Annotated in this window: 20 protein-coding genes; 15 read left to right on the forward strand and 5 right to left on the reverse strand. The window is 43.9% G+C overall.

Annotation, left to right across the window (positions count from 1 at the left end):
* The first annotated feature begins 150 nt into the window (after nucleotides 1-150).
* The 13 genes from ACTTJ8_RS00565 (at nucleotide 151) to ACTTJ8_RS00625 (ending at nucleotide 15,988) form a co-directional block, all read left to right on the forward strand.
* On the forward strand, nucleotides 151-279 hold the full coding sequence (locus ACTTJ8_RS00565; RefSeq protein WP_442720032.1) for a hypothetical protein: 129 nt from the start codon (nucleotides 151-153) through the stop codon (nucleotides 277-279).
* A gap of 195 nt (nucleotides 280-474) precedes the next feature.
* Entirely contained in the window at nucleotides 475-1,866 is a 1,392-nt protein-coding gene (hisS, locus tag ACTTJ8_RS00570) for a histidine--tRNA ligase (protein WP_442720033.1), read from the forward strand.
* On the forward strand, nucleotides 1,863-4,265 hold the full coding sequence (gene rpsA / locus ACTTJ8_RS00575; RefSeq protein ID WP_442720034.1) for a 30S ribosomal protein S1: 2,403 nt from the start codon (nucleotides 1,863-1,865) through the stop codon (nucleotides 4,263-4,265). The genes hisS and rpsA overlap by 4 nt, the downstream gene beginning before the upstream one ends.
* A 20-nt stretch (nucleotides 4,266-4,285) precedes the next feature.
* On the forward strand, nucleotides 4,286-5,752 hold the full coding sequence (locus ACTTJ8_RS00580) for a sigma-54-dependent Fis family transcriptional regulator (RefSeq protein WP_442720035.1): 1,467 nt from the start codon (nucleotides 4,286-4,288) through the stop codon (nucleotides 5,750-5,752).
* A gap of 18 nt (nucleotides 5,753-5,770) precedes the next feature.
* A complete protein-coding gene (locus ACTTJ8_RS00585) occupies nucleotides 5,771-6,442 on the forward strand; it encodes a tetratricopeptide repeat protein (protein ID WP_442715897.1) in 672 nt (223 codons plus the stop codon).
* A 70-nt stretch (nucleotides 6,443-6,512) separates the two neighbouring features.
* Nucleotides 6,513-7,190, forward strand: coding sequence for a hypothetical protein (locus ACTTJ8_RS00590; RefSeq protein ID WP_442719292.1), 678 nt, complete (start codon nucleotides 6,513-6,515; stop codon nucleotides 7,188-7,190).
* A 109-nt stretch (nucleotides 7,191-7,299) separates the two neighbouring features.
* Nucleotides 7,300-9,390, forward strand: a complete 2,091-nt coding sequence (locus ACTTJ8_RS00595) for a methyl-accepting chemotaxis protein (RefSeq protein ID WP_442720036.1) — start codon at nucleotides 7,300-7,302, stop codon at nucleotides 9,388-9,390.
* 198 nt (nucleotides 9,391-9,588) lie between these two features.
* Nucleotides 9,589-10,770, forward strand: a complete 1,182-nt coding sequence (locus ACTTJ8_RS00600; RefSeq protein ID WP_442720037.1) for a dicarboxylate/amino acid:cation symporter — start codon at nucleotides 9,589-9,591, stop codon at nucleotides 10,768-10,770.
* 9 nt (nucleotides 10,771-10,779) lie between these two features.
* Nucleotides 10,780-12,072, forward strand: coding sequence for an L-cysteine desulfidase family protein (locus ACTTJ8_RS00605; RefSeq protein WP_442719295.1), 1,293 nt, complete (start codon nucleotides 10,780-10,782; stop codon nucleotides 12,070-12,072).
* Nucleotides 12,073-12,197: 125 nt separating this feature from the next.
* Nucleotides 12,198-12,608: a hypothetical protein gene (locus ACTTJ8_RS00610; protein ID WP_442715892.1), complete on the forward strand. Its 411-nt coding sequence runs from the start codon at nucleotides 12,198-12,200 to the stop codon at nucleotides 12,606-12,608.
* Nucleotides 12,601-13,473: a J domain-containing protein gene (locus ACTTJ8_RS00615; RefSeq protein WP_442720038.1), complete on the forward strand. Its 873-nt coding sequence runs from the start codon at nucleotides 12,601-12,603 to the stop codon at nucleotides 13,471-13,473. Before ACTTJ8_RS00610 ends, ACTTJ8_RS00615 begins: the two co-directional genes overlap by 8 nt.
* A 90-nt stretch (nucleotides 13,474-13,563) precedes the next feature.
* Nucleotides 13,564-14,328, forward strand: a complete 765-nt coding sequence (gene map / locus ACTTJ8_RS00620) for a type I methionyl aminopeptidase (RefSeq protein ID WP_442715890.1) — start codon at nucleotides 13,564-13,566, stop codon at nucleotides 14,326-14,328.
* 451 nt (nucleotides 14,329-14,779) lie between these two features.
* Nucleotides 14,780-15,988, forward strand: coding sequence for an ATP-binding protein (locus tag ACTTJ8_RS00625; RefSeq protein ID WP_442720039.1), 1,209 nt, complete (start codon nucleotides 14,780-14,782; stop codon nucleotides 15,986-15,988).
* A 53-nt stretch (nucleotides 15,989-16,041) separates the two neighbouring features.
* Here the strand turns inward: ACTTJ8_RS00625 and ACTTJ8_RS00630 are convergent, their stop codons facing one another.
* The 3 genes from ACTTJ8_RS00630 to coaD form a co-directional block, all read right to left on the reverse strand.
* Nucleotides 16,042-17,193, reverse strand: coding sequence for an HAD family hydrolase (locus ACTTJ8_RS00630; RefSeq protein WP_442720040.1), 1,152 nt, complete (start codon nucleotides 17,191-17,193; stop codon nucleotides 16,042-16,044).
* A 62-nt stretch (nucleotides 17,194-17,255) separates the two neighbouring features.
* Complete coding sequence (gene pepT, locus ACTTJ8_RS00635) at nucleotides 17,256-18,470, reverse strand: peptidase T (protein WP_442720041.1); 1,215 nt, start codon at nucleotides 18,468-18,470, stop codon at nucleotides 17,256-17,258.
* Nucleotides 18,471-18,790: 320 nt separating this feature from the next.
* Complete coding sequence (coaD, locus tag ACTTJ8_RS00640; RefSeq protein ID WP_442720042.1) at nucleotides 18,791-19,273, reverse strand: pantetheine-phosphate adenylyltransferase; 483 nt, start codon at nucleotides 19,271-19,273, stop codon at nucleotides 18,791-18,793.
* A gap of 394 nt (nucleotides 19,274-19,667) precedes the next feature.
* Here coaD and ACTTJ8_RS00645 point away from each other — a divergent pair, with 394 nt between their 5' ends.
* A complete protein-coding gene (locus tag ACTTJ8_RS00645; protein ID WP_442715886.1) occupies nucleotides 19,668-20,552 on the forward strand; it encodes an IS256 family transposase in 885 nt (294 codons plus the stop codon).
* 74 nt (nucleotides 20,553-20,626) lie between these two features.
* Here the strand turns inward: ACTTJ8_RS00645 and ACTTJ8_RS00650 are convergent, their stop codons facing one another.
* Entirely contained in the window at nucleotides 20,627-20,857 is a 231-nt protein-coding gene (locus ACTTJ8_RS00650; RefSeq protein ID WP_442720043.1) for a hypothetical protein, read from the reverse strand.
* Between the two features lie 367 nt (nucleotides 20,858-21,224).
* On the opposite strand from ACTTJ8_RS00650, the gene ACTTJ8_RS00655 reads away from it, so the two are divergent.
* Nucleotides 21,225-21,614 carry a hypothetical protein gene (locus tag ACTTJ8_RS00655; RefSeq protein ID WP_442719510.1) on the forward strand — a complete coding sequence of 130 codons (390 nt, stop codon included), beginning with the start codon at nucleotides 21,225-21,227 and terminating at the stop codon, nucleotides 21,612-21,614.
* 261 nt (nucleotides 21,615-21,875) lie between these two features.
* Here ACTTJ8_RS00655 and ACTTJ8_RS00660 read toward each other — a convergent pair whose 3' ends face one another.
* The gene (locus ACTTJ8_RS00660; RefSeq protein ID WP_442720044.1) at nucleotides 21,876-22,331 is read right to left on the reverse strand and encodes a DUF2004 domain-containing protein; all 456 of its coding nucleotides are present in this window, start codon (nucleotides 22,329-22,331) and stop codon (nucleotides 21,876-21,878) included.
* Nucleotides 22,332-22,363: the final 32 nt, after the last annotated feature.

Consider the following 22,363-nt stretch of genomic DNA (forward strand, 5'->3'; position numbering starts at 1 on the left):
AAACGATGTTTCAGCTGTGCTGAAACTCGCTCTTTCCATCGTACACGGATGTACAATGGAAAGAAATGCATAATCATTGGTGAGGGTTATCTGTAATTCGTCTTCCATAGCTGTAGAAAGTATAGGACATCGGGATATAAAATGCAATGTGTGGAGTACAGGAGAAAAACACAAAGCGGGGCGGAACATAATTATGAAGAGATAGTACCGCGTACAGCGTTTGAAGGTAATTATAATGCGGAATCCCTGGCAGGGGTTCCGCATTATAAGCTTTTGTAGATAAAATTCACTGAAACCGCTGCTATACGTAACACCCCAAGCTTTTAATCGTAAAAAAGGCTTTATACCTTCAAGTGTAAAGGTATTTCTATGGTTTAGAACATAGATTTCATGTGTTTTTATGTATAATGCGGAAGTCTTGTGATCGTTTGACATTAGCTAGTAATTGATACGAAAATCAGCTATACTGAAAGAATGAGTGCATTGATACAGCCTAAAATACTCAAAGGCTTCCGTGATTTTTTGCCTCGCGATGAAATACGGCGAGCCTTGTTAATTGAAAAAGTAACCGGAGTTTTTCGTAACGCCGGTTTTGTTCCCATCGATACTCCTGCCTTGGAATATTCGGAAGTTCTTTTGCGTAAAAGCAACGGCGAAACGGAGAAGCAGGTGTTCCGCTTTAGCGACAACGGAGGGCGTGACGTTGCGCTTCGTTTTGATCTTACCGTTCCCTTTGCCCGCTTTGTTGCAGAACACTATAGTGACCTCTATTTTCCATTTAAGCGCTATCACATTGCCAAAGTGTGGCGGGGCGAAAAACCGCAGGCTGGACGGTACCGAGAATTTATCCAATGCGATTTTGACAGCATCGGTTCCGACTGTGCCTATACCGATTTTGAAATACTCAAAGTAATGTATACCTCCCTGAAAGCACTGGGAGTAGAGCATTTTAAGATACATATTTCCCATCGCGGTATCTTTAACCGCTTTTTAGCCCGCTTGGAACTCAAGGATAAAAGCGAAGACATCCTCCGTATTGTTGACAAATTAGCAAAGATCGGCAAAGAGGAGGTAATACAGCAGCTTACTGAAATAAGCGGAACCGAAAAGGCAGAACAAATTGCTGCATACAGCGCTGCCCCGCTCAGCAGCGATTTTGAACAGGTGCTTTCTCATATTGAATCTCTTGCCGGAGGCTGTGCCGCTGACACTGACCGTTTACGCGAGGTGCATCAGTTCTTATGCGATGCAGGCATTGCTAGTAACTTTGTGCTTGATCCGTCCATCACACGGGGGCTGGACTACTATACCGGCATTGTATACGAAACCTTTTTAACCGACCTCCCGCAGCTCGGCTCAGTGTGTTCGGGCGGACGGTATGATAACTTAACGGGTTTGTATATGAAGGATACCGTCAGCGGGGTTGGTGCCTCGATCGGCTTAGACCGCCTGCTTGCCGGTCTCGAACAGCTCGGTATTCTCTCCAAGGATGCAGGTTTTATCGAAGCCATTGTGTTTTACGAAAAAGGTAACTCTATTCGCGTGAACAGTGCTGCGGCGGAGTATCTTGAACGGAACGGCTGCTGTGTAGAAGTGTTCCCGGAACCCAAAAAAATACAGCAGCAGTATACCTATGCGGAAAAGAAGGGGATTGACTGGGGGCTTTTTATTGAGCCGCTGCCTGAAAGAGCGAGTGAGGGCGGACAGCAGAGCGGAAGCTCTGTGTCTACGGAATCGAATGTGGGTGCCGCACTACCGGATGACTGCTCCGGTGTATCAGTACGGCTGAAGCAGCTTTCCACCAGAACTGAGACAAAGCTCGTATTAAAAGATGTGCCTGCTGCCTTAAAAGGCGGTGCAAAATGATCATAGCTATTGACGGTCCTGCCGGTTCAGGAAAAAGCACCATTGCAAAGATGATTGCGGTAGATTTTGGTTTCACCTTTATGAATACCGGCAGCTTTTACCGGGCAATGGCACTCGCAGTCCTCCGCTCATTAGGCGGCGATGAAAGCGGTGCCGGAGCAGCGGTGCCGGATCTCGCAGATGAAGCAAAGTGGGTTGCATTTGCGCGTACCGTACCGCTTGAATATCGGCAGGATGGTATGTATATCGGGAATGCTTGTGTTGAACCGTTCCTGCGCAGCGATGCCGTGGAATCAATTGTGGCAGCGTTGTCTGCTATTGTACCGATCCGGCACCTTATTAACGACAAAATCCGCGCTGCTGCGGCTCAGCTGAATATCGTCTGCGAAGGACGGGATATGACGACTGTTGTGTTTCCTCATGCAGAATGCAAGATATACCTTGATGCTTCTGCGGAATCCCGGGCAAAGCGCCGGTTTGAACAGGGTACAAGCGCTCTTTCGCAGGCAGAAATACGGAAAACAATAGAAGAGCGGGATGCGATTGACCGGAATAAAAAGGAAGGCAGCTTAAAAATTGCACAAGATGCCTTCTATTTAGATACTTCGGACTTGACGATAATGCAGGTTTGTGAGAAAATAAAAGACAAAATACACGATAAAGGGTTGTTTATGGAACAGAAGGAAGTGGCAATGGATGCAGTTATAAATTCCGATCAGAGCATCCAAACACAATTAGAGGAGTATTTGAATTTCGAATCTCCTGAAGTCGGAACATTAAAAGAAGGTCGGGTTATCGAAATAACCGATGATTCGGTGTTTATTGACGTAGGCGGTAAATCCGAAGGGCGCGTCCCGCGTGAAGAGTTTGCAGAAGAGCCGCATATCGGTGATGCCGTACAGGTGTATATTGAAAAGACCGAAGCAACGGATGGTAAGCTCAGTATCTCCAAGCAAAAAGCCGACCGCAGTATTTTGCGGAAGGAGCTGCAGGAAGCGTACCGGAATAAAACTCCTGTTACCGGAACTATTTCAAAAATGGTAAACAAGAGCGGCTATGATGTTAATCTTGGTGCAAACATGATCGCGTTTTTGCCGATTAGTCAGGCAGCAGCACAGAAGGTCGATAAGCCCGAATCTTTGTTAGGGGTAAAGAGCTCTTTCTATATAGAGAAGATGGTTTTTGACCGGAAGGGTAATAGAGATAATATTGTTATTAATAGAAGAAAATATCTTGAAGATACGCTGGAAAAGAACCGCGAAGCATTCTTTGAGGACACTAATATCGGTGATGTAGTAAAAGGCTCTGTTAAGAGTTTTACCAGCTTTGGAGCTTTTATCGACCTCGGAGGCTTTGACGGATTGCTGCATATCAATGATATGAGTTGGGGTCATGTAACCCGTCCGAAAGACTTTGTAAAGAAGGGGCAGGAAATTGAGCTGAAAGTTATCAGGCTTGATCCGGCAGAAAAGCGGATTAATCTTTCGCTGAAACACTTTACTCCTGATCCGTGGCTTGAATTTGAAGATAAATTTCAGGTAAACGATATTGTAAAAGGTCATGTTACAAAGATTACCGACTTTGGTGCCTTTGTTGAATTATCAGAAGGTATCGAAGGTTTAGTGCATATCAGTGAGTTTAGCTGGGTAAAAAAGGTCAGCAAGCCGAGCGATATGGTTAAAATCGGTGATGAAGTAGAGTGCATGATCCTTGGGTATGATATTCAAGCAGGACGTGTTTCTTTAGGTTTGAAGCAGGTTACGGCTAATCCCTGGGATAATATCGATGAACGCTATCCGGTGGGTACCCGTTTAACCCGTAAAGTAGTTAAGTTGACAAATGCCGGAGCTTTTATTGAACTGGAAGAAGGTATTGACGGCTTCTTGCATGTTGATGATCTTTCATGGACAAAACGCGTGCGGCATCCGAATAGTGAGCTGGAAGTAGGTCAAGAGCTGGAAGTGATTGTTATTGAATGCAATCCTGCAGAACACCGCATCCGGCTTGGTGTTAAGCAGCTGAGCGATGATCCGTGGAAAACCTTTGCGGATGCGTATCGTTCGGGTTCAGTTGTAGAAGGAGAGGTTACGTCCATCACTGACTTCGGTATCTTTGTAAAGGTGCCCGGCGGTATTGAAGGACTGATCCATAAACAAAACATGGTTGAAAACCGTGAAGATAATCCCGATGAAGTGCTAAAGAAATTTGCTGTCGGGGATAAGGTGAAAGCAGTAGTACTTGACGTAAATGTAAAAGATAAGAAAACGGCATTCTCTATCAAAGACTATAAGAAGCGGCTTCAGCAGGAAGAACTCTCCCGTTACATGTCTACAAAACAGGAAGATTCTGAGGGCGCATACACCTTAGGCGACTTAATGAAGAATAAAGCATCGGAATAAGTCATTTATGAGAGCTGTGTATGTATGTTTCAGGAGATATTTTACCCGAACAGCTGGCGGCTCTCATGCAAACAGCTTTATTCACCGAAGGTGCGTCTGCTTTCGGTGATGAGCTGCTTGAACGTATTCTCCGTGCAGGTATGCAAGCAGCAGACAGTACTGCTGCTTGTCTTTTTTTAGCGGATAAAACACCTGTCCGTACCCATATAGCCGCGTATTTCTATGATAATGCGTTTTCTCGGTGCGATATGCAATCTGAGTTACCGGCTGCGGCTGCATGGGTAGTGCAGCAACAACAGCCCTTGCGGATACATGCTCCCGATACTGAAACGGCGTTTATGTCAACAGGATTGCCGGGTAAGCAGGCGGCGGTAAGCTTTATCGCTGTTCCGCTTTGCTGTAAGGGTGTCTGTATCGGTGTACTTGAAGCTGTGGGAAAAAACGGCGGCGGTACTTTTTCGGAAGCGGATATTTCTTTATTGGGTTTAGTAGGCAGCTTTGCTGCACCGGTGTACCGTGCTTCACAAGCCTACTCTACTTATATGGACTCATGTAAGTATTTACAGGGCGGCTTACTACACTTTTCCGATCAGGCGGCGTTTGTTGCAGCAAGCGCTGTGATGAGAGAAAAGCTTGAAATCTGTAAGCACCTTGCATCATCTGTTGTACCGGTATTGCTTATTGGTGAAGATGGTGTGGGTAAGACCTCTGTTGCAGAGCAGCTGCATATTCATAGCAGCCGTGCAGCTCATCCCTTTATTCGTGTGAATTGCGCTGAGTTGACAGATGATGTGCTTGACTGCAATCTCTTTGGGCAGCCGGATTCGGCAAGAACTGAAGATATAGGCGGCGCAGTAAAGAAAGCGGAAGGCGGAACGCTTTTTTTTGATGAAGTTACCGCACTTCCGCTCACGTTCCAGAACAGGTTGCTGCATGAACTGCCGCAGCGTGAAGCTGTAGGGAAATCTGTCAGACTCATCGCTTCCACAAGGTTTGATATTGAGCAAGCAGTACGGAATGGAACTTTTTTGTCGGAACTTTATGGGCAGCTGAATGTATTGCCGCTGTATATACCTCCCCTTCGGCAGCGCAAAGAAGATATTTTACCGCTCGCTCAACTTTTTTTGCGGCAATCGGCAGTCATACTTGGGAAGCCTTTTACCGGTTTTACACAGGATGCGCAGAATATGCTGCAGAATGCTGAATGGAAGGGAAATGTGCAGGAGCTTAAAAATACTGTCGAGTTCGGCTGCATACAAGGTGCTCCGCCGCTGGTTGGGAAGCAGGATTTGTTTTCCCGGTCTGATAATCCCTTTTGCACCGATACCATCCGGGACATGAAAACTGCAACGGAGAAGTTTAAACGGATGTATATTCTCGCTGCACTTAAAAAAAGCGGCGGGAATCAAACAGCTGCTGCGGCAGCTCTCAATATTCAAAGGACGTATCTTTCACGGTTGATGAAAGAATTGAAAATAAGAACGTAATCGTAACGGGAGAACTATATGGCAGAACAAAACGAACAAGTATCTTCGTTTTCCGATCGCTGTGTACAATTGTTAACCAACCATCGGAAGCCTATCGTTATCGTACTTGTAACTGTATGTGTGTTGACGGCAGGTGGCTTAATCGTCTCGTCTATTACAGCGCATAAGGCAAAAAATGCTTCTATGGAAACGGAAGCTCTGATCACGGAATGGACAGATTTGCGGGCAAAGAATGCAGAAGATATGTCAGCAAAAGAAGATGCACTGGTGGAAAAGCTTGAAAAACAAGCAGCTGCCGGCGGTGCAACGTATGCAGCATTCCGGGCGTATACAACATTAGGTGAAATCTATGCGCTTCGCAAAGATTGGGAAAAAGCGCTTTCTTTTTACGAAAAAGCAGGGGCTGTTTTGCCTAAGAATTACACTGCAGGGATCGCATATTTTAATGCGGCTGCCTGTGCGGATGAGCTGCAGCAATTTGAAAAAGCATTGGGACTGTATACCTTATCAGCAGCATCAGAGGATTTCCCGCTTAAACCGCGTGCACTATTCAATATAGGACGAATTGAAGAGAGTTTGTCTCATACCGACAAAGCGATTGAGGCGTATACAAAGCTCGCTGAATTGTATCCCGATAATGATTGGACATTACTCGGAAAGTCAAGATTGATAGCTCTTTCTATTCAGTAAGGATGTTCCGGCTGATATGCGTTTGCAGCACTGTTTGCGGGGTTTAGTGATAGTGTTATGCACAGCAAGTATGCTTGTGCTTTCATGCGGTATTGAGACCGTGGTCTTTTTGGAAAAGCCTCGCAGATTGCATGATACCAGTTATCAGACAGATCCGAGTCAACGGTATTGTCATTTTAAGACAGCAGATACACTGAATACGGCATACTCAGCAGGTTACTTTCAAGGAACGGAAATTTATTATCGTATCTATGAGCGGGAAGCGGATTGTCAAAGCGATAAAGCCGGTATTGACCGCTATAATGACAGTAATCCTGCCGGTGCTGCTCAGTATCTGCAGGATACAAAGAAATATTGCCGGTTAACGACATCAACGCTTGCACGGCGGCCGCTTATCGGTACGGTAGGCAGCGATATTGAAGTACGATTCCGATTGCAGGATTATGATAGTATAGATACGGCACAACTTATTACCGGTGCATCTTTGGGCGTTCCCTACCAAGGCGGTGGTGCCTCTTTGGGCATACCGCATCGTGGACTTGAAATCCTTGATAGCAGTAAACGCAGTTTTGATAAACGGAATATTACCGCTGATGATGTGGATGTTCAAAAATCATTTACATCATCTCGTGATGATTTTTGGTATGTTAATTTTTATGCAGTAAGCTATGGGTATGATGCTGCTTTTAAGACGCTTTATAGTTCGCTTGGTCCTCTTGGCTATATTAAGATAAATAAAGATTTATAAAAAACACACATTGCACTGCACATTATAGATGGTAAGGCTTTCCGGTTTACGAATATGTACTGCGGCTGAACTATATGGATTTTCACCAGCTTACGAGGAAGGATTAAATATGTTGAAGAGATTTCCGTTAAAAGCACGTTTGTCTGTTTATTTTGGGCTTCTTTTTGGCGTTTCTATGACTATTATCAATGTTGTTTCCATCGGCAGCTCCCGCCTTACAATGGAGCGGCAGGCTGCAAGGCATCTCGTAACACTTGCAGAAAACCAAGCTGTGATTTTTGAACAAACCTATATCGAAAAATTTAAGACACAATTGGAAACCTTAGCTCGTAGTTCTGTTATGTCAAATGAAAATCTTCCCTTATCAGAAAAAATCAGCATTTTAGCGAGAGATGTTGAGCTTGCAAAAAATGATGGCTGTGTGAATATGCTGTTGGCTGATACAAAGGGGAATGCCTATCGTACCGATGGTACAACTGTCAATGCTTCTAGTTTTGAATGGTTTAAACAGAGTATTCAAGGTAAAATGTTTTTTAGTACGCCATATTCCTCTTATCAATACGGTACCCTCGTATGCATCATTGCTGCTCCTATTTATGGTAAAAATCAAGCTGTTATCGGGATAATTGCTACGGTTTATGATGGCTTAAAGATATATGAAACAATCCGCAATATAAAAATCGGGGAGAGCGGCGAGGTGTATATCCTTGATCAAGATGGTGTTACGATTGCTAATCATAATGTCGCTCTTATTTATTCATACGAAAATAGATATATGCGCTCTCAAACAGAAAAAAAGTTTGAAACAATCGGGAATTTTGAACGCCAAGCGGTACAATCGGCTACATCCGGCTCAGGTTCATACGAGTATGAAGGAGCAATGAGGGATGCTGCCTATGCAAAAATACCTTCTACCGGCTGGACAATAATTGCGACTGATTATCGTAAAGGGTATATGGGGGCGATCAAGCTTATTATCATAATCGATACTATTCTTGTACTGTTGGTAATTTGTATTATCTTTTTCGTTTCGCAGAAGATTTCTCGATCATTGCAAAAAACAGCAGATGCTTTGAAAGAAATAGCACAGGGCAGCGGGGATTTGACCGTTTCTTTGCCGGTCAAAGGAAAAGACGAGCTAACAGACATTGCTCGGTATTTTAATGAAACAATTGGAAAAATAGCTGGAACCATTAAATCAATCAGTGCGAGTACATCCGAAATGGAAGCAACCGGAAATAACCTTGCAGACAACATGCTGGAAACTGCAAGCGCTGTACGGCAGATTACTGCAGCAACTGAATCTGTAAAAGAAAAAATGATTAGTCAAGCAGCAAGTATTACCGAAACAGCAGCGACTGTTGAACAAATTATCCGTACGATAAAGCAACTTACTAACAGCATTGATATACAGGCCGAAAGTGTGAGCCAATCCTCTTCATCCATAGAACAGATGACAGCTAATATTGCAGCGATAAGCCAAACACTCGGAAAAACGGATCAGATTATTAAAAACTTTGTTTCAGCGACAGGGGAGGGAAAATCCGTACTTACCAATTCAAATGCAGTAACAAAAAAAATCGCAGAGGAATCCGGATCTTTGATGGAAGCCTCCAGTGTTATTGAACATATTGCATCACAAACAAATTTGCTTGCGATGAATGCTGCTATTGAGGCTGCTCATGCCGGTGAAGCAGGGAAGGGGTTTGCCGTAGTCGCCGATGAGATTCGTAAACTTTCCGAGGATTCGGCAATGCAGGGAAAAACAATTACCGGTACACTTAAAACGCTCATTGCTGAGATAGAATCTTTGCTGGCATCATCAAAAATCGTGGATGAAAAATTTAACCTGATTTTTAATCTTGCCGGACAGGTACGGTCTATGAGTAATCAGTTGATCGATGCAATGCACGAACAAGAGCATGGCAGCAGCGAAATCCTAACGGCGATAAAAAATATTAACAGTGTAATCAACGAGGTGCAGGCTGGGGCGGAAGAGATGCTGCGGGGCAGTGAAGGAGCCGTGATAGAGATGCACAATCTGGATAGTTTTACTCGAAGTATTACTGATAGCATGAATGAAATGGCTGCAGGAGCAGTACAGATCAATAACACTATTCAGGAAGTCAATAATATGACACAACAGAATCGCCAAACAGTTGAAAATCTTGCTGCAGAAGTTGAAAAATTTAAAGTCTAATCGGTTCCGTCTAGGCAAGGGGATACTCTCTCTTCTCTGATCAAAAACGTATTATTTTCTATTTGACAACTAAAAAAAGCGGGTTTACAATACTACAAATGGTGTGTTTGTCTATTTTCCAAGCGCTAAAATTTTTGCAAGCTTTTGGCGCTTCCCTTTGATATGCAACATACCAGCTATAGAGGAGGTCTTCACATTATGGAAAAACAAGGCGGTATGAAATTAGGATTATTGCCGCAATTAGGTTTAGGCATTCTTGCTGGTGTACTCTTGGGGCTATTTGTGCCGGCACCTGTGATGGGGATCATTGCAACAATTAAAAAATTGCTTGGTTCGATTATCTTTTTTGCTGTTCCGCTAGTTATCTTCGGCTTTATTGCTCCTGCAATCTGTGATCTGAAGGCAAATGCAGGAAAGATGCTTGGTACATTCTTGCTGATATCTTATCTGTCGGCAGTAGGCGCTTCATTGTTTTCATCTATTGCAGGATACGTTCTGATCCCATTCCTGCATATCCCGTCGCAGGCAGCGGAATTGGTGGCGATACCGTCAACAGCTTTTTCATTAAATATCCAGCCGGTTATGCCGGTTATGACAGCGCTGGTACTGGCAATTTTAGCCGGTATTTCTGTGCTGTGGACAAAAGCGGCTACTGTTGAAAAAGTCTTAAAAGAGATTCAAGCGATGGTGCTTGAAATCGTCAATCGCGTTGTTGTACCGCTTTTACCTTTCTTTATTGCCACAACCTTTGCTGAACTGGCTTACAGCGGTAGTCTTACCCGTCAGCTTCCGGTATTCTTAAAGGTTATTATTATCGTATTGATAGGACACTTTATTTGGATGACCCTGTTGTACACAATCGGCGGGGCTGTTTCAAAGAAGAACCCTCTGGAGGTTGTTAAGCATTACGGTCCTGCGTATGCAACAGCAGTTGGTACTATGTCGAGCGCGGCAACATTGCCCGTTGCCCTCCGGTGTGCACATAAATCATCTGCGCTGCCGGATGATATTGTGGATTTTGCTATCCCGCTTGGGGCAACAACACACTTGTGCGGTTCGGTTTTAACAGAAACTTTCTTTGCTATGACCATTTCTCAGATGCTTTACGGGTCAGTCCCTTCAATCGGCACTATGATTTTGTTCTCATTCTTGTTTGGTGTTTTTGCAGTCGGTGCACCGGGAGTACCGGGCGGTACTGTTATGGCATCACTGGGTATTGTCATTAGCGTATTAGGCTTTGATGAGGTAGGAACGGGTCTTTTGATCGCTATTTTTGCCTTACAGGATAGTTTTGGTACCGCATGTAATGTAACTGGAGACGGTGCACTCGCTTTGATATTGCGCGGTATATTTTACAAGCCTGATGGAACGGCTAAATAGGCGTGTTTTATGGAATTAACTGATTTTGACTGTAGAAACTTCATTGCAATTCTTGAAGAAGAACTTGTTCCCGCTCTCGGCTGTACCGAGCCGATTTCGATTGCCTATGCCGGTGCACATGCCCGTGCATTATTAGGAAAGATACCGGAAAAGGTATGTATTAAAAGCAGCGGGAATATTATTAAGAATGTAAAAAGCGTGATTGTTCCCAATTCGGGAAATATGAAAGGTATACCCGCAGCTGCTGCAATCGGTATTATCGGGGGAAATCCTGAGAAGGGGCTTGAAGTTCTTGCGGATATAACTGAAGAGGATATACAGCAAACGAAAGATTTTCTCGCACGGGTGCCCTGTACCGTTTCTGTGTTGAACAGTGTTGCTTCACTGCACTTTATTGTCGAGGTTTTTGCCGGTAACGATAGTGCCTCTGTAGAAATTATTCACCAGCATACTAACATCGTACACACGATAAAAAACGGAAAGGATGTTATCAGTGTACCTTTTGACCCTGCAAGTGCCAATGCAGCGCTTACCGACCGTTCCATACTTTCAGTAAAAAAGATACTTGAGTTTGCCGATACGGTAGCGATTGAACGGGTTGCTCCGTTGCTAGATCGCCAAATTGCCTACAATACCCGAATCTCTCAAGAGGGAATGGAACATCAATATGGTATCAACGCCGGAGCAAATATCCTTGAGGCTGCTCAGGGAGAGCAGGCGGTAACCTTTAAGGTTCGCGCACAAGCAGCAGCAGCAGCAGGATCAGATGCCCGTATGAGCGGCTGCACGCTTCCCGTTGTAACAAACTCAGGCAGCGGAAACCAAGGATTGACTGCATCCCTTCCGGTTATTGTGTTTGCAGAAGAGAAAAAACTTTCGCATGAGAAGCTGTTGCGCGGTTTACTGGTGAGCAACTTAACCGCTATTCATCAGAAAACAAGGATAGGCAGACTTTCTGCCTATTGCGGCGCAGTAAGCGCGGCATGCGGAAGCGGGGCTGGTATTACATATCTTGCCGGCGGAACCTACGAGCAAGTGTGTAAAACCATCGTCAATACGCTTGCGGTAGTTTCCGGTATTGTCTGTGATGGCGCTAAACCTTCTTGTGCTGCAAAAATCGCTACCGTTGTGGATGCTGCGGTGAATGCACATTACCTTGCAATGAAAAACCAAGCATTCCAAGCAGGAGACGGTATTGTGAAAGATACCGTAGAAAAAACCATTGCAGGGGTCGGCTCAATCGCAGCAGACGGAATGCGGGAAACCGATAAAGTGATTCTGCAAATTATGGTAGAGGATTAACGCCGCTTTTCACATAAATTGCTTTTTATATACTAAACCTGTTCGGTAACTGCTGCAAAAATATTGTAAGCGGTTACCCCTGTTTTCTGCTTGCATAAGAGATTTATTTTTTCTATTATATCGCTATGACAGCTGTATTGATCTATTTTGATAAAAAGAAACATCCCCAAACCCATACCTATATTGATGCAATCAAAAAAGCTGCACACAGCCGCTGCGATGATCTCCGTATCTTAGACGGCTATTCACTTGCAGATACAGACCGCCTGTATACGTATGGATATATCGCCGTGTTTTGTGCAGACAAAAATGTATTCAGTTCCTCCTATGATCCCAAAATACTGACAATCCTTAAAGAGCATGGACTCAAGAGCGGCTGCAAAGGCTGTGTTTTAACGCTTGGCAAGGGATTGTTTTCCGGAAAGTTTGCACGGAACGTGATGAACGGTTTGGAAAGCTGCGGATTTATTATTGACTATTTTAATATTTTGAAAAACGTTGCGGATGCCAGCCGCGCTGGAGAAAATATTGGCTAACCAGACCGGTGGAGGGCAGCGCAGCAATGCAGCCGTGGGGACGGACGGAGCGGACTACTATAAGCTGTTAGGTATTCCGCCTACTGCTACCACTGCAGAAATAAAAAGGGCATTCCGTAAAAAAGCAAAAGAATTACATCCTGATATACCGCATAATGCGGATCGTAATGGAGGGACACGAGCAAATGAACAGGCAATGAGAACACTTCTCCGTGCCTACGAAACATTGCTCAATGCCCGCAGACGGGCTGAATTTGATTTTTTCTATACACAAACAAAGCGGAAGGTTCCCTCTTTTAATTACCGGGATTGGCTGAAAGAACAGCCTGATATGCAAAGTAAGGCAACACTTATCTTTTTCGATCTTTTTCATCATGAAGAAACAGAAGCTGTTGAACTTTTTTTGCAGTTACGCACATTACATCAGGGATTTTCTTTGCGCCAGTATTTCAACCGCGGAGATTTTATGGATGGCTGCTTTGTGCTTGCAGAAGAACTCTATTTCCGTGATTATTATTATGAAGCCTTTTTACTGTTGGAACAGATCATTCGGGAAGAGCTAAAAAAAGATTATTTCCGCCACTTTTTTCCGGAAGTGTTGATCTTTGTCCGTAAACTGTTACGTGAAAAAATATTCTATACGCTTGAGGATGATGTTGTGCTTGAATGCTGCGAAGCCTCCCTTGATTTTGGGTTAAATAAAACGGATCAGGCTGAAATTCTAAAAAAAATGGCAGAAATTTATTACCGTATGGGGGACTTAAGTACTGCTGCGGGCTGTGTAGAAGCCTCATTACGGATGAATCCCCGCATACGGGGCATTGCAAAACTGAAAAACAACTATCAAGAACAGTTATGGCGGTAAATCCGGTGTAAGGGGGAGGCAAAAGTATCGGTATGTGTCGGTACTCGTGTCGGTCTCTGTAAAAATATGCTGTTCTTAAAAGGAATGTATATGATACGTATTAAAACCAAAGAGCAGATAGACGGTATTCGTCTTTCGTGTAAAGCATTGGCAAGACTCTTTAAAGAGCTCACTCCCCGTGTCCAGCCGGGCGTAACGGCTCAAGAGCTTGATGACTTTTGTGTTGCTTATATCAAGGATATCGGCGGCACTCCGGCATGGTATGCGGAAAATTTTCCGGGTGCAGCCTGTATCTCTATCAACGAAGAAGTTATCCACGGCGTTCCCAGCAAAAAAAAGATTGTACGGGAAGGGGATCTTGTGTCGCTCGACATCGGTATAGACCTGAATGGCTATATTAGCGACTCCTGTGTAACAGTACCGGTTGGAAAGGTAAGCCCGGAGCGGGCACAGCTTTTAAAGGTTACTACCGACTGCCTGTATGCAGGTATTGCGGCTTGTCAAGCTGGTAAGCGGGTTAATGCCATTTCCCGGGCTGTATATGATTTGGCTCGGCAGTATAAGTACGGTGTTGTGTATGAATATTGCGGACACGGGGTTGGGCTGAAGGTGCATGAAGACCCTAATATCCCCAATGTTCCGGAGCGGGGTGCCCCCAATCCGCGGCTTGTACCGGGAATGGTTATCGCGATTGAACCGATGATCAATCTGGGAACTGCCGATGTTAAAACCCGTGCTGATGGCTGGACGGTAGTTACCGCAGACAAGTCATGTTCCTGCCACATGGAGCATACCGTCGCTATTTTTGAAGATCATACTGAAATCCTCACACAGCTTGCCCCCGGTGAAGTATAACCGGTAAGCGCAGCCGTATGACCGTCCGGTTAGCTTATCCCTCGGTGATTTCTTTGCACTCTCAATATCTTAACGCTTTTATTCGTGCGAAGGTTACCTCCCATGCCGCGTCGGGGGTACTATAACCGCGGCGGCGCGGAGGGGAGCAAAGCGGGCAATTTAATGTATTTCCTGATAAAATGAGCTGATAGGCTTGATATTTTAGCGGATTCTTATTCGTTATACTCGATATAATTTGTTTTCTTTTGTTCTATTTCGACTATAATCGAAGTATGTATTGTTCTTTTTTATCATTTCGGCTATAATCGATATATAGATTGTTTTTGTTTGTTGTTTCGATTATAACCGAAATGATTCCTTGAAATCAACAGCTGCGGCGGGTCTATGAAAATAAGCCCTTCGTGTGAATGAGAAATACGGTTGGTAGCGATGCTCAACGAGAGGAATGTTTATGGACTATATTCTCAGACCTTTGTATATACAACAAATTGAACCTTTTGTGGATAAGCCCGTTATCAAGGTTTTAACCGGCATGAGAAGAGTTGGTAAATCGACTCTTTTGTCAATCATTAAAGATGAAGTACTCAAGGACATACCGGATCAAAATAAAATATATCTTAACTTTGAATCAGCCGAGCTGTTCGATATTACCACAGCAGCTGCATTACTTGCCTATCTACGGTCATTGCTGCATACTGTTCGCGGCAAATGCTATTTTTTCTTTGATGAAATACAAACGGTTCACGGCTGGGAACGGGTTATCAATGGATTAAGTGTAGACGTAAGCTGCGATATCTATATAACCGGTTCTAACTCAACATTACTTTCCGGGGACATTGCAACGCTCCTTTCAGGCCGTTATATAACAGTAGAAATATACCCGTTTACTTTCAAGGAATTTATGGAAATCTTTCAGAGCAGGCAGCTTTCAAAGGAAAGACTCTTCGAATCATTTATCAAAGTGGGAGGGATGCCTTTTTTGCGCTATTTTAATTTGGAAGAAGCGCCGTGTTTTAAGTACCTCACAGATGTATACAATACGGTATTGATGAAAGATGTACTGCAATATAATCATATACGCGATGTTGATAGTTTCCATCGGGTATTATCCTTTGTTCTTGAAAATATCGGACACACGTTTTCGGCAAATAGTATCAAAAATTATTTCAAAAATGAGCAACGGCTTCTGTCTGTAGATACGATTCTCAATTATTTAACTTATTGCTGTACTGCATTTATTATCAAAAAAGTTCCCCGCTATGACACATCAGGAAAAAAATTCCTTAAAGTAGACGAAAAATATTATGTTACCGATCACGGATTCCGGCAGGCACGGGGATTTTCCAACACAAAAGATATCGAGCGCACGTTGGAAAACATTGTTTACATAGAACTTTCCTCACGCGGTTATCAGATAGAGATCGGCAAGGTTCAAGATAGGGAAATTGATTTTATTGCGAGGAAAGATCAGTATATCTCCTACTATCAAGTCGCATATATGCTGCCTGACGAACAAACGAGAGAGCGGGAGTTTGGGGTATATAAGCTGATAGCAGATAATTTTCCAAAATACGTTCTCTCAATGGATCGATTCGATTTTAGCCGTGACGGTATTATTCATAAAAATATTATCGACTTTTTACTGGAAAAAGAGCATTAGACCTGTTCGATAACGCAAGTTTTCGAACAGGTTTATTAGTAGTGCGGAAATCCCTATCCTCTTGGGTCTGCGGAGGGGAGCTGCGATATAAACAGCCCGCAGGTTTCATCCCGGTGCTGCACCAGAATGGCTGGTTTGGGTATATTTTGTTCGGAAAGTCCTTGCTGTATAAACGGATATAGCTTCTCCCGCGGTGTTTGGTTGCGGAATAAGATAAGAATCACTGCATCATTTTTAAATGCATCCATCATCCAAAAATCCCCGTCGCTATCACCGGCAACTAAAATAGGAGCCTTTCCCCCATGCCGTGGGGCAATTAATGTCTGTATTGCCTCTGCTTTTCCTTCCCGCCATGTTTGCGGAATGGAATAGTCACGGGAATCGGTAAAAACACCGTCTGCATTCCGCAACCGTCGCCTGCCGAAAACCTGTTCCGGTTTGAGGCAATACCCGTATTCAGGATGACACGCAAATACCCGCACCCCATCCTCCTGCGAAGCGGAACAGATATAGGGCGTGATGCCGTTGGTTTCAAGGCAGCGGAACAAATGCTGTATTTCCGGCTGTATGCGTATCCCTTTGCGGTATGTAGCGGTAACGCTTCCGGCTTTACTCGGCAGCTCTGCCGGAGAGGTAAGTGTATACGTGCTGATTTTTTCGGTAAGGGCTTGCGCAATTGTTTTTTCTGCAATGGCATTTAGTTCAGGCAAGGTCATGCCGGTACAGACCGACTGAGAAAGGTCGGTATTGCATACGGTTACCGCATACCGCATCAGCACCAGCATCTTGGTTTTAAAGTCGAGGTATTCCGCAGTTTGCACAATCGATTCAAGCGGCTGCGTCCCCCGCAATGCAGCACAATTATGGTATAAAAAGCAATAACGCTCATCTAAATCAGCGGATAGCTCTGCTGCGGTAAGCTGCCGCCCTTCAGTATTGAAGCAGCCGTTTAACGGCACATCCTGTGGTATTTCATATCGGATGGTAACTGCGAACTGTTCCGGGGTCAGCTTAAAACAAAGATGCTCAAGCTGATAGAGGAACATGCTATCCTGTACATCATAGAAGATGCAGGTAAAATCCCAGTCAAACACAGCATAATTATCTGCAAAGGCTTTTTCTGCAATAAGCTGCTCTAAACGCTGCTTATTCGGAGCTTCCCAATTTCCGGTAAGTGTTGGTCTCCGGTTTGTTATATTTCCCATTTAAGTTTCCTTTTGAGCAAAAACGTGAATAAGCACCGCTATATAGGCATCGAAGAGTGCTCTTATGCCTGTTTCACCATATTTTCGATGATTCGGAGCAATAATTCCGTGCCTTTATGGATAGAACTGACAGGAATGCACTCAAAACGTCCATGGAAGTTAAAGCCGCCTGCAAAAATATTAGGACAGGGCAGTCCCATAAAGGAAAGACGCGCTCCGTCAGTACCGCCGCGGATGGGATGAATAATCGGGGTAATACCGATGTCTTCCATGGATTTTTTTGCCAAGTCAATGATTTCGATATGCGGTTCAATCTGTTTACGCATATTATAGTAGCTATCTTTTAAGGTGAGCGTTACCGTATTGCCGTATTTGGTGTTCAAAAACGCAACAGCGCTTTGCAGCAGCGCTTTTTTCTGTTCAAATTTTTCGGTAGAATGGTCGCGGATAATATAGGACATCGAAGTATGGTCAACTGCGCCATTGAGGTGAGTCAGCAAGAAAAAGCCTTCATAGCCTTCTGTGTATTCGGGTTTTTGTTCAACCGGCAGCATAGAATCCAACTCATGGGCAATCCGTAGGGAATTGATCATCACATTCTTTGCAGTACCCGGATGTACATTCTTTCCCTGAATTTCGATTTTTGCACTTGCGGCATTGAAATTTTCGTACTCAAGCTCTCCGATCTGTCCGCCGTCAATGGTATAAGCAAAATCTGCCCCGAATTTTTTTACATCAAAAAGATCAGCCCCTCTGCCTATTTCTTCATCCGGGGTAAAGCCGATTTTAATGGTGCCGTGCTGCATTTCAGGATGATCCCGGAGATATTCTACCATCCCCATGATAATCGTAATGCCGGATTTATCATCAGCGCCCAGTAGTGTAGTACCGTCCGTTGTGATAATGTCCTCACCTATGAGTGAATTAAGGAAGGGAAACTCCTTTACCGTAAGCGAATAGGTATCATTGAGCTTAATATCGCCGCCGGTATAGTGAACTATTTGCGGATTTGTACACTTGCCGTCAAGGTCGGGGGCGGTATCCATGTGAGCAATAAAGCCGACAACCGGCAATTTTTTGTCGGTAGTTGCCGGGATGGTGCCGTACACATACCCATGCGCATCCTGCTCTGCGTCTGCAACACCCAATGATTGCAGCTCTTCCACCAGCATTTTACCGAGTTCCAGTTGTCCCTTTGTACTCGGACATTCGGGATTATCTTCATTCGATTTAGTATCAACCGCAATGTACCTAAAAAAACGTTTTACTGCGTCCATAGTAACTCCTATAAAAACTCAAGAAGAATGTATCAACCTTCCATTGACTTTTTACACGCATTCGCAACGAAGTGAGAACGTGTATATGACTTCTCTAAAAAATTCACATTTTTAAATGTTTTCCATATTATATGCACGTTTACGCTGCTACTATACTGCAAAACTGCAAAAACAACCAGTGTAATGACCGCAAGTTACATCTAAAGAAAACTTCTAAAAACCTGAAGTTTTTAGAAGTTCCCCGTAGTTGATCTTTCAGCCACTCAACAACCCCGACGCAGTATATGAGCAGGAACGCTCCGCACGAATAACGAAGCCCCTTACTGTCCGGAAAACTTTTTTTTCAGCATTTCTGCAACGATGGGAGGTACCATTGTAGAAACATCCCCGCCGAATGCAGCAAGCTCCTTGATTGAACTGGAGCGCAGCACAAAGAACTTGGGGTCAGGTACAAGGAAGACCGTTTCAATCTGAGGATTTAAGCTTTTATTCATCATAGCAAGATCAAACTCATAGAGAAAGTCATTGTCGTTCCTCACACCGCGGATCAGCACATCAGCACCGATCTTTTTTGCATAATCGACGATAAGCGAATCCCATAAATGCACTGATACATTATTCCAGCCGGAGACAAGTTCTTTAATAACCGTACAGCGCTCATCATCCGAGAAGCAGTAATTTTTATTTTTATTTACAGCAATCACTACGTGTATTTCAGAAAACAGTTTTTGAGCCCGTTCAATAATATTGAGGTGTCCAAAGGTCGGCGGATCAAAGGATCCTGCAAAAACAGCTTTTACCATACTGTCCATTGTACTGCATAAAATGCGAAACCGCAAATGTTTTTTCTTTACAGGCTACTGGGAACTTCTAAAAACCTCAGTTTTTTAGAGATGGTCTTATCTAGTACTGTATTAAACCTGTTCGGAAACTTCCGTTTTTGAACAGGTTACCTTGAAATGCGATGTTCTAAATCGTGCTATTTGCGCGATTTAGAACTCGTCGACCTATTCGAAAACGCAGTTATCGAATAGGTCTATTCCTTATCTGCGGTTTATCGGCTCTGACTATCACATAGGAGATCTATGCTAGTAAAGCCCCTCCATATAGTAAATCCTGTATGAAAAAAGCTTCTCGCTTTAAGTTTGCAAAATTGTCTGTGCAAATAGCTGAAAATATGATACCTTGGGAGTAGTTATGACAGCCAGAAAAAACAAGAATACGAAGGATGCAATCGAGGCGATACTCGGTCAGATTGACTTTCACGGGATGATAAAAGATGAGTTTACCGGTCAAAATGGACTGCTCCGGTACATTACGAAACGGTTTTATGAGAGGGTGCTGCAAGCGGAGATAGATGAGCACCTTGGTTACGTAAAAAATGACAATGCTGGAGACAACTCAGGCAATAGTAGGAATGGCTACACAGAGAAATCCCTCATTCTGGATGACAATAGCAGGGTAGTAATTCAGGTACCGCGCGACCGCAATAGCACATTCCGGCCTCTTATAATCCCCAAACATCAAAAACACGCTCCATTATTTAGTGATCAGATTATCTCGATGTACTCAGGCGGAATGAGTTCTCTCGATATGCAACGGCGTTTAGAGAATGTCTATGAGATAGATGTTTCGCCGGAATTGATTTTCCGGGTAATACAATACGTCATGGAGGATGTTAGACAGTGGCAAAGTCGCCCGCTGGGGAATTCTTACCCGATACTTTTCTTTGACGAGCTACAGTTAAATTTAAGGCAGGGTGATAAAAGCGTCAGCCAAGTCTTGTATGGTGTTCTTGCGATAAACTGGGATGGTGAGAAAGATATTCTGGGGGTATGGCGAGCTGACACAGAAGGAGCACCGTTCTGGATGAGTGTACTGACAGACATAAAGAACCGTGGTATGAAGGATCCTCTCATTGCTTGCATGGACGGACTTACAAACATCCCCGATGCGGTAAGGGCTGTATTTCCTAATGCACATATACAGCATTATGTAGTCAATATGAATCGAAGCTCAACGAAGGGGGGCGCCCTCAAAGATTTGAAACAGGTTTGCCGCGACCTCAAGATAATTGAATAGACCTGCTCGGAAACAGACCTTTCTGAACAGATTACCTTGAAATGCGATGTTCTCATTCGCACTTTTAAAGCCAGCTATTTCTTTCTTGAGCCTGATAATGTTCCGTAGTTCACATTAAGCTGCTCACACGCCTTCTTGACTCCAATATAGTCGATAACACGAGTATAGCCGGTTAAGTCTTTTTGTGCCGAATAACCGAGGGTATTTATCGGCATAGTGATAGGTGCCGTTTGAGTAGTATAATTGCTTATACTGCGGATTGATTCGTGCTTTGTATTCTGTATACTTTGCAAGCACATGTACATTAAGCAAATAAAGCAAACGAAATATAAATTCCAGAGAAAACAATGGCATGGTATAAGACTCGCGTGAGGGATTGGAGGGGCAGCAGCGCTGTTCCGTAGGAATGGAGCGGCAGCGGAACCCCGGAAAGCCCGACGGTTTTGCGCAGTGCATGAGTACAGAGCGCAAAACCGGCACGCCCATCTGCATCCTACCTACAGCTGGCAGATTTACCTTTATACGGAAATTAGGTATACTGCGGAGGTCTCTCGGTATAGTTCAATCGATCATTTTGAGACGATACGCTTTTGTAAAGGGCGCGTATACTAGTATTCTAAGTGAGTACTATTTAAAGTAGTAAAAATAAAGTAGTGAATGCAAGGAGAATTTATGAAAAACTGGAAAGCGGCTGCGGCTGCAGTGTTGTGTGGAATTGGGGTCTGTTTAACGGGCTGTGCAGCAGGTGCAAAAACGGATAAGGCGGTAGCTCAGCAGGGTGAGGCTGTCGGTGGGCAAAAGCGGATGAAGATTTGGTTTGATACCGGCGGTGCTCCCGGGGAATCGTACGGGACGGTGTTACAAAACGGCGCAGCAGCGGCGGCGAAGGAATTGGAGCCAGGACCATTTTTACAACTAAGAACAATGCTTAATCCCAACACCATAGTAAGCAGGAGGGGAATACCTCGTAGTACGCGTAGTACGTTTCGAATCTTCATAATATACTTCCTTAATTATGTGCATCTGCAAAATATGAGTGAATTTTCTAGATGCTATTTTTAGTTTTTTATGAGCTTGTGAGCCTACCGTTTAACCAATACGGATGACCGGTGTACCTACACAGCGCTCATAAAGGATCAACTTTCTTTCGTAAAAATATCCTGCTCTCCCCAACAAGTCAAGAGCATGATTTCTTTTTATTGGTGTCTCTCAATATACGGTTTATCTGCTTGAAGCTGTCTTTGTGTGCATGAATAGCAGTTTTTTATCTGTACTGACGGTTTAATCCCTACCGCTGTGAGGCTGTATGCTGTGCCAGAGATGCTAACTTTCCCAATCAATGGATATAATTTTTGCATCTTCACCGAATTTTACGCAGAGTATTTCATCGCTTTCATCAGGTGCAATCATAAAATCCATTGCGATGTGCGGCTTTTCACTGTCAATCCATAAGCCTACATTCGTTACCGTCATTTTACTTACAAACTCGGTAATATCAGTCGGTAAATCTTCCAGTCCGCATTCTTCAATATGAAAGTCGATATAGTAACTGTCATCGTTTAAATATGCTATAAGTGCTTTTCTTGCGTCTTTTATTTTATCTTCTATGTTCTCAAGAAACTGTGCATAAAGGTCGAGTATGCCGGTAGACGGTTCTACATTTTTGCCGAGCCAAAGCCATGTGTCTATCCCCTGAATCTCTTTTTCCCAAATAACATCCGTGTCATCGACTGCCTCAAGATTCAACTGACCGAAATACCAATGTTCCGTTTTTTTCATAACTTAATCTCCCATAAAAGCTTTTTGTAAGC

The sequence above is a fragment of the Treponema sp. genome (genome assembly GCF_052169735.1).
Taxonomy (GTDB): domain Bacteria; phylum Spirochaetota; class Spirochaetia; order Treponematales; family Treponemataceae; genus Treponema.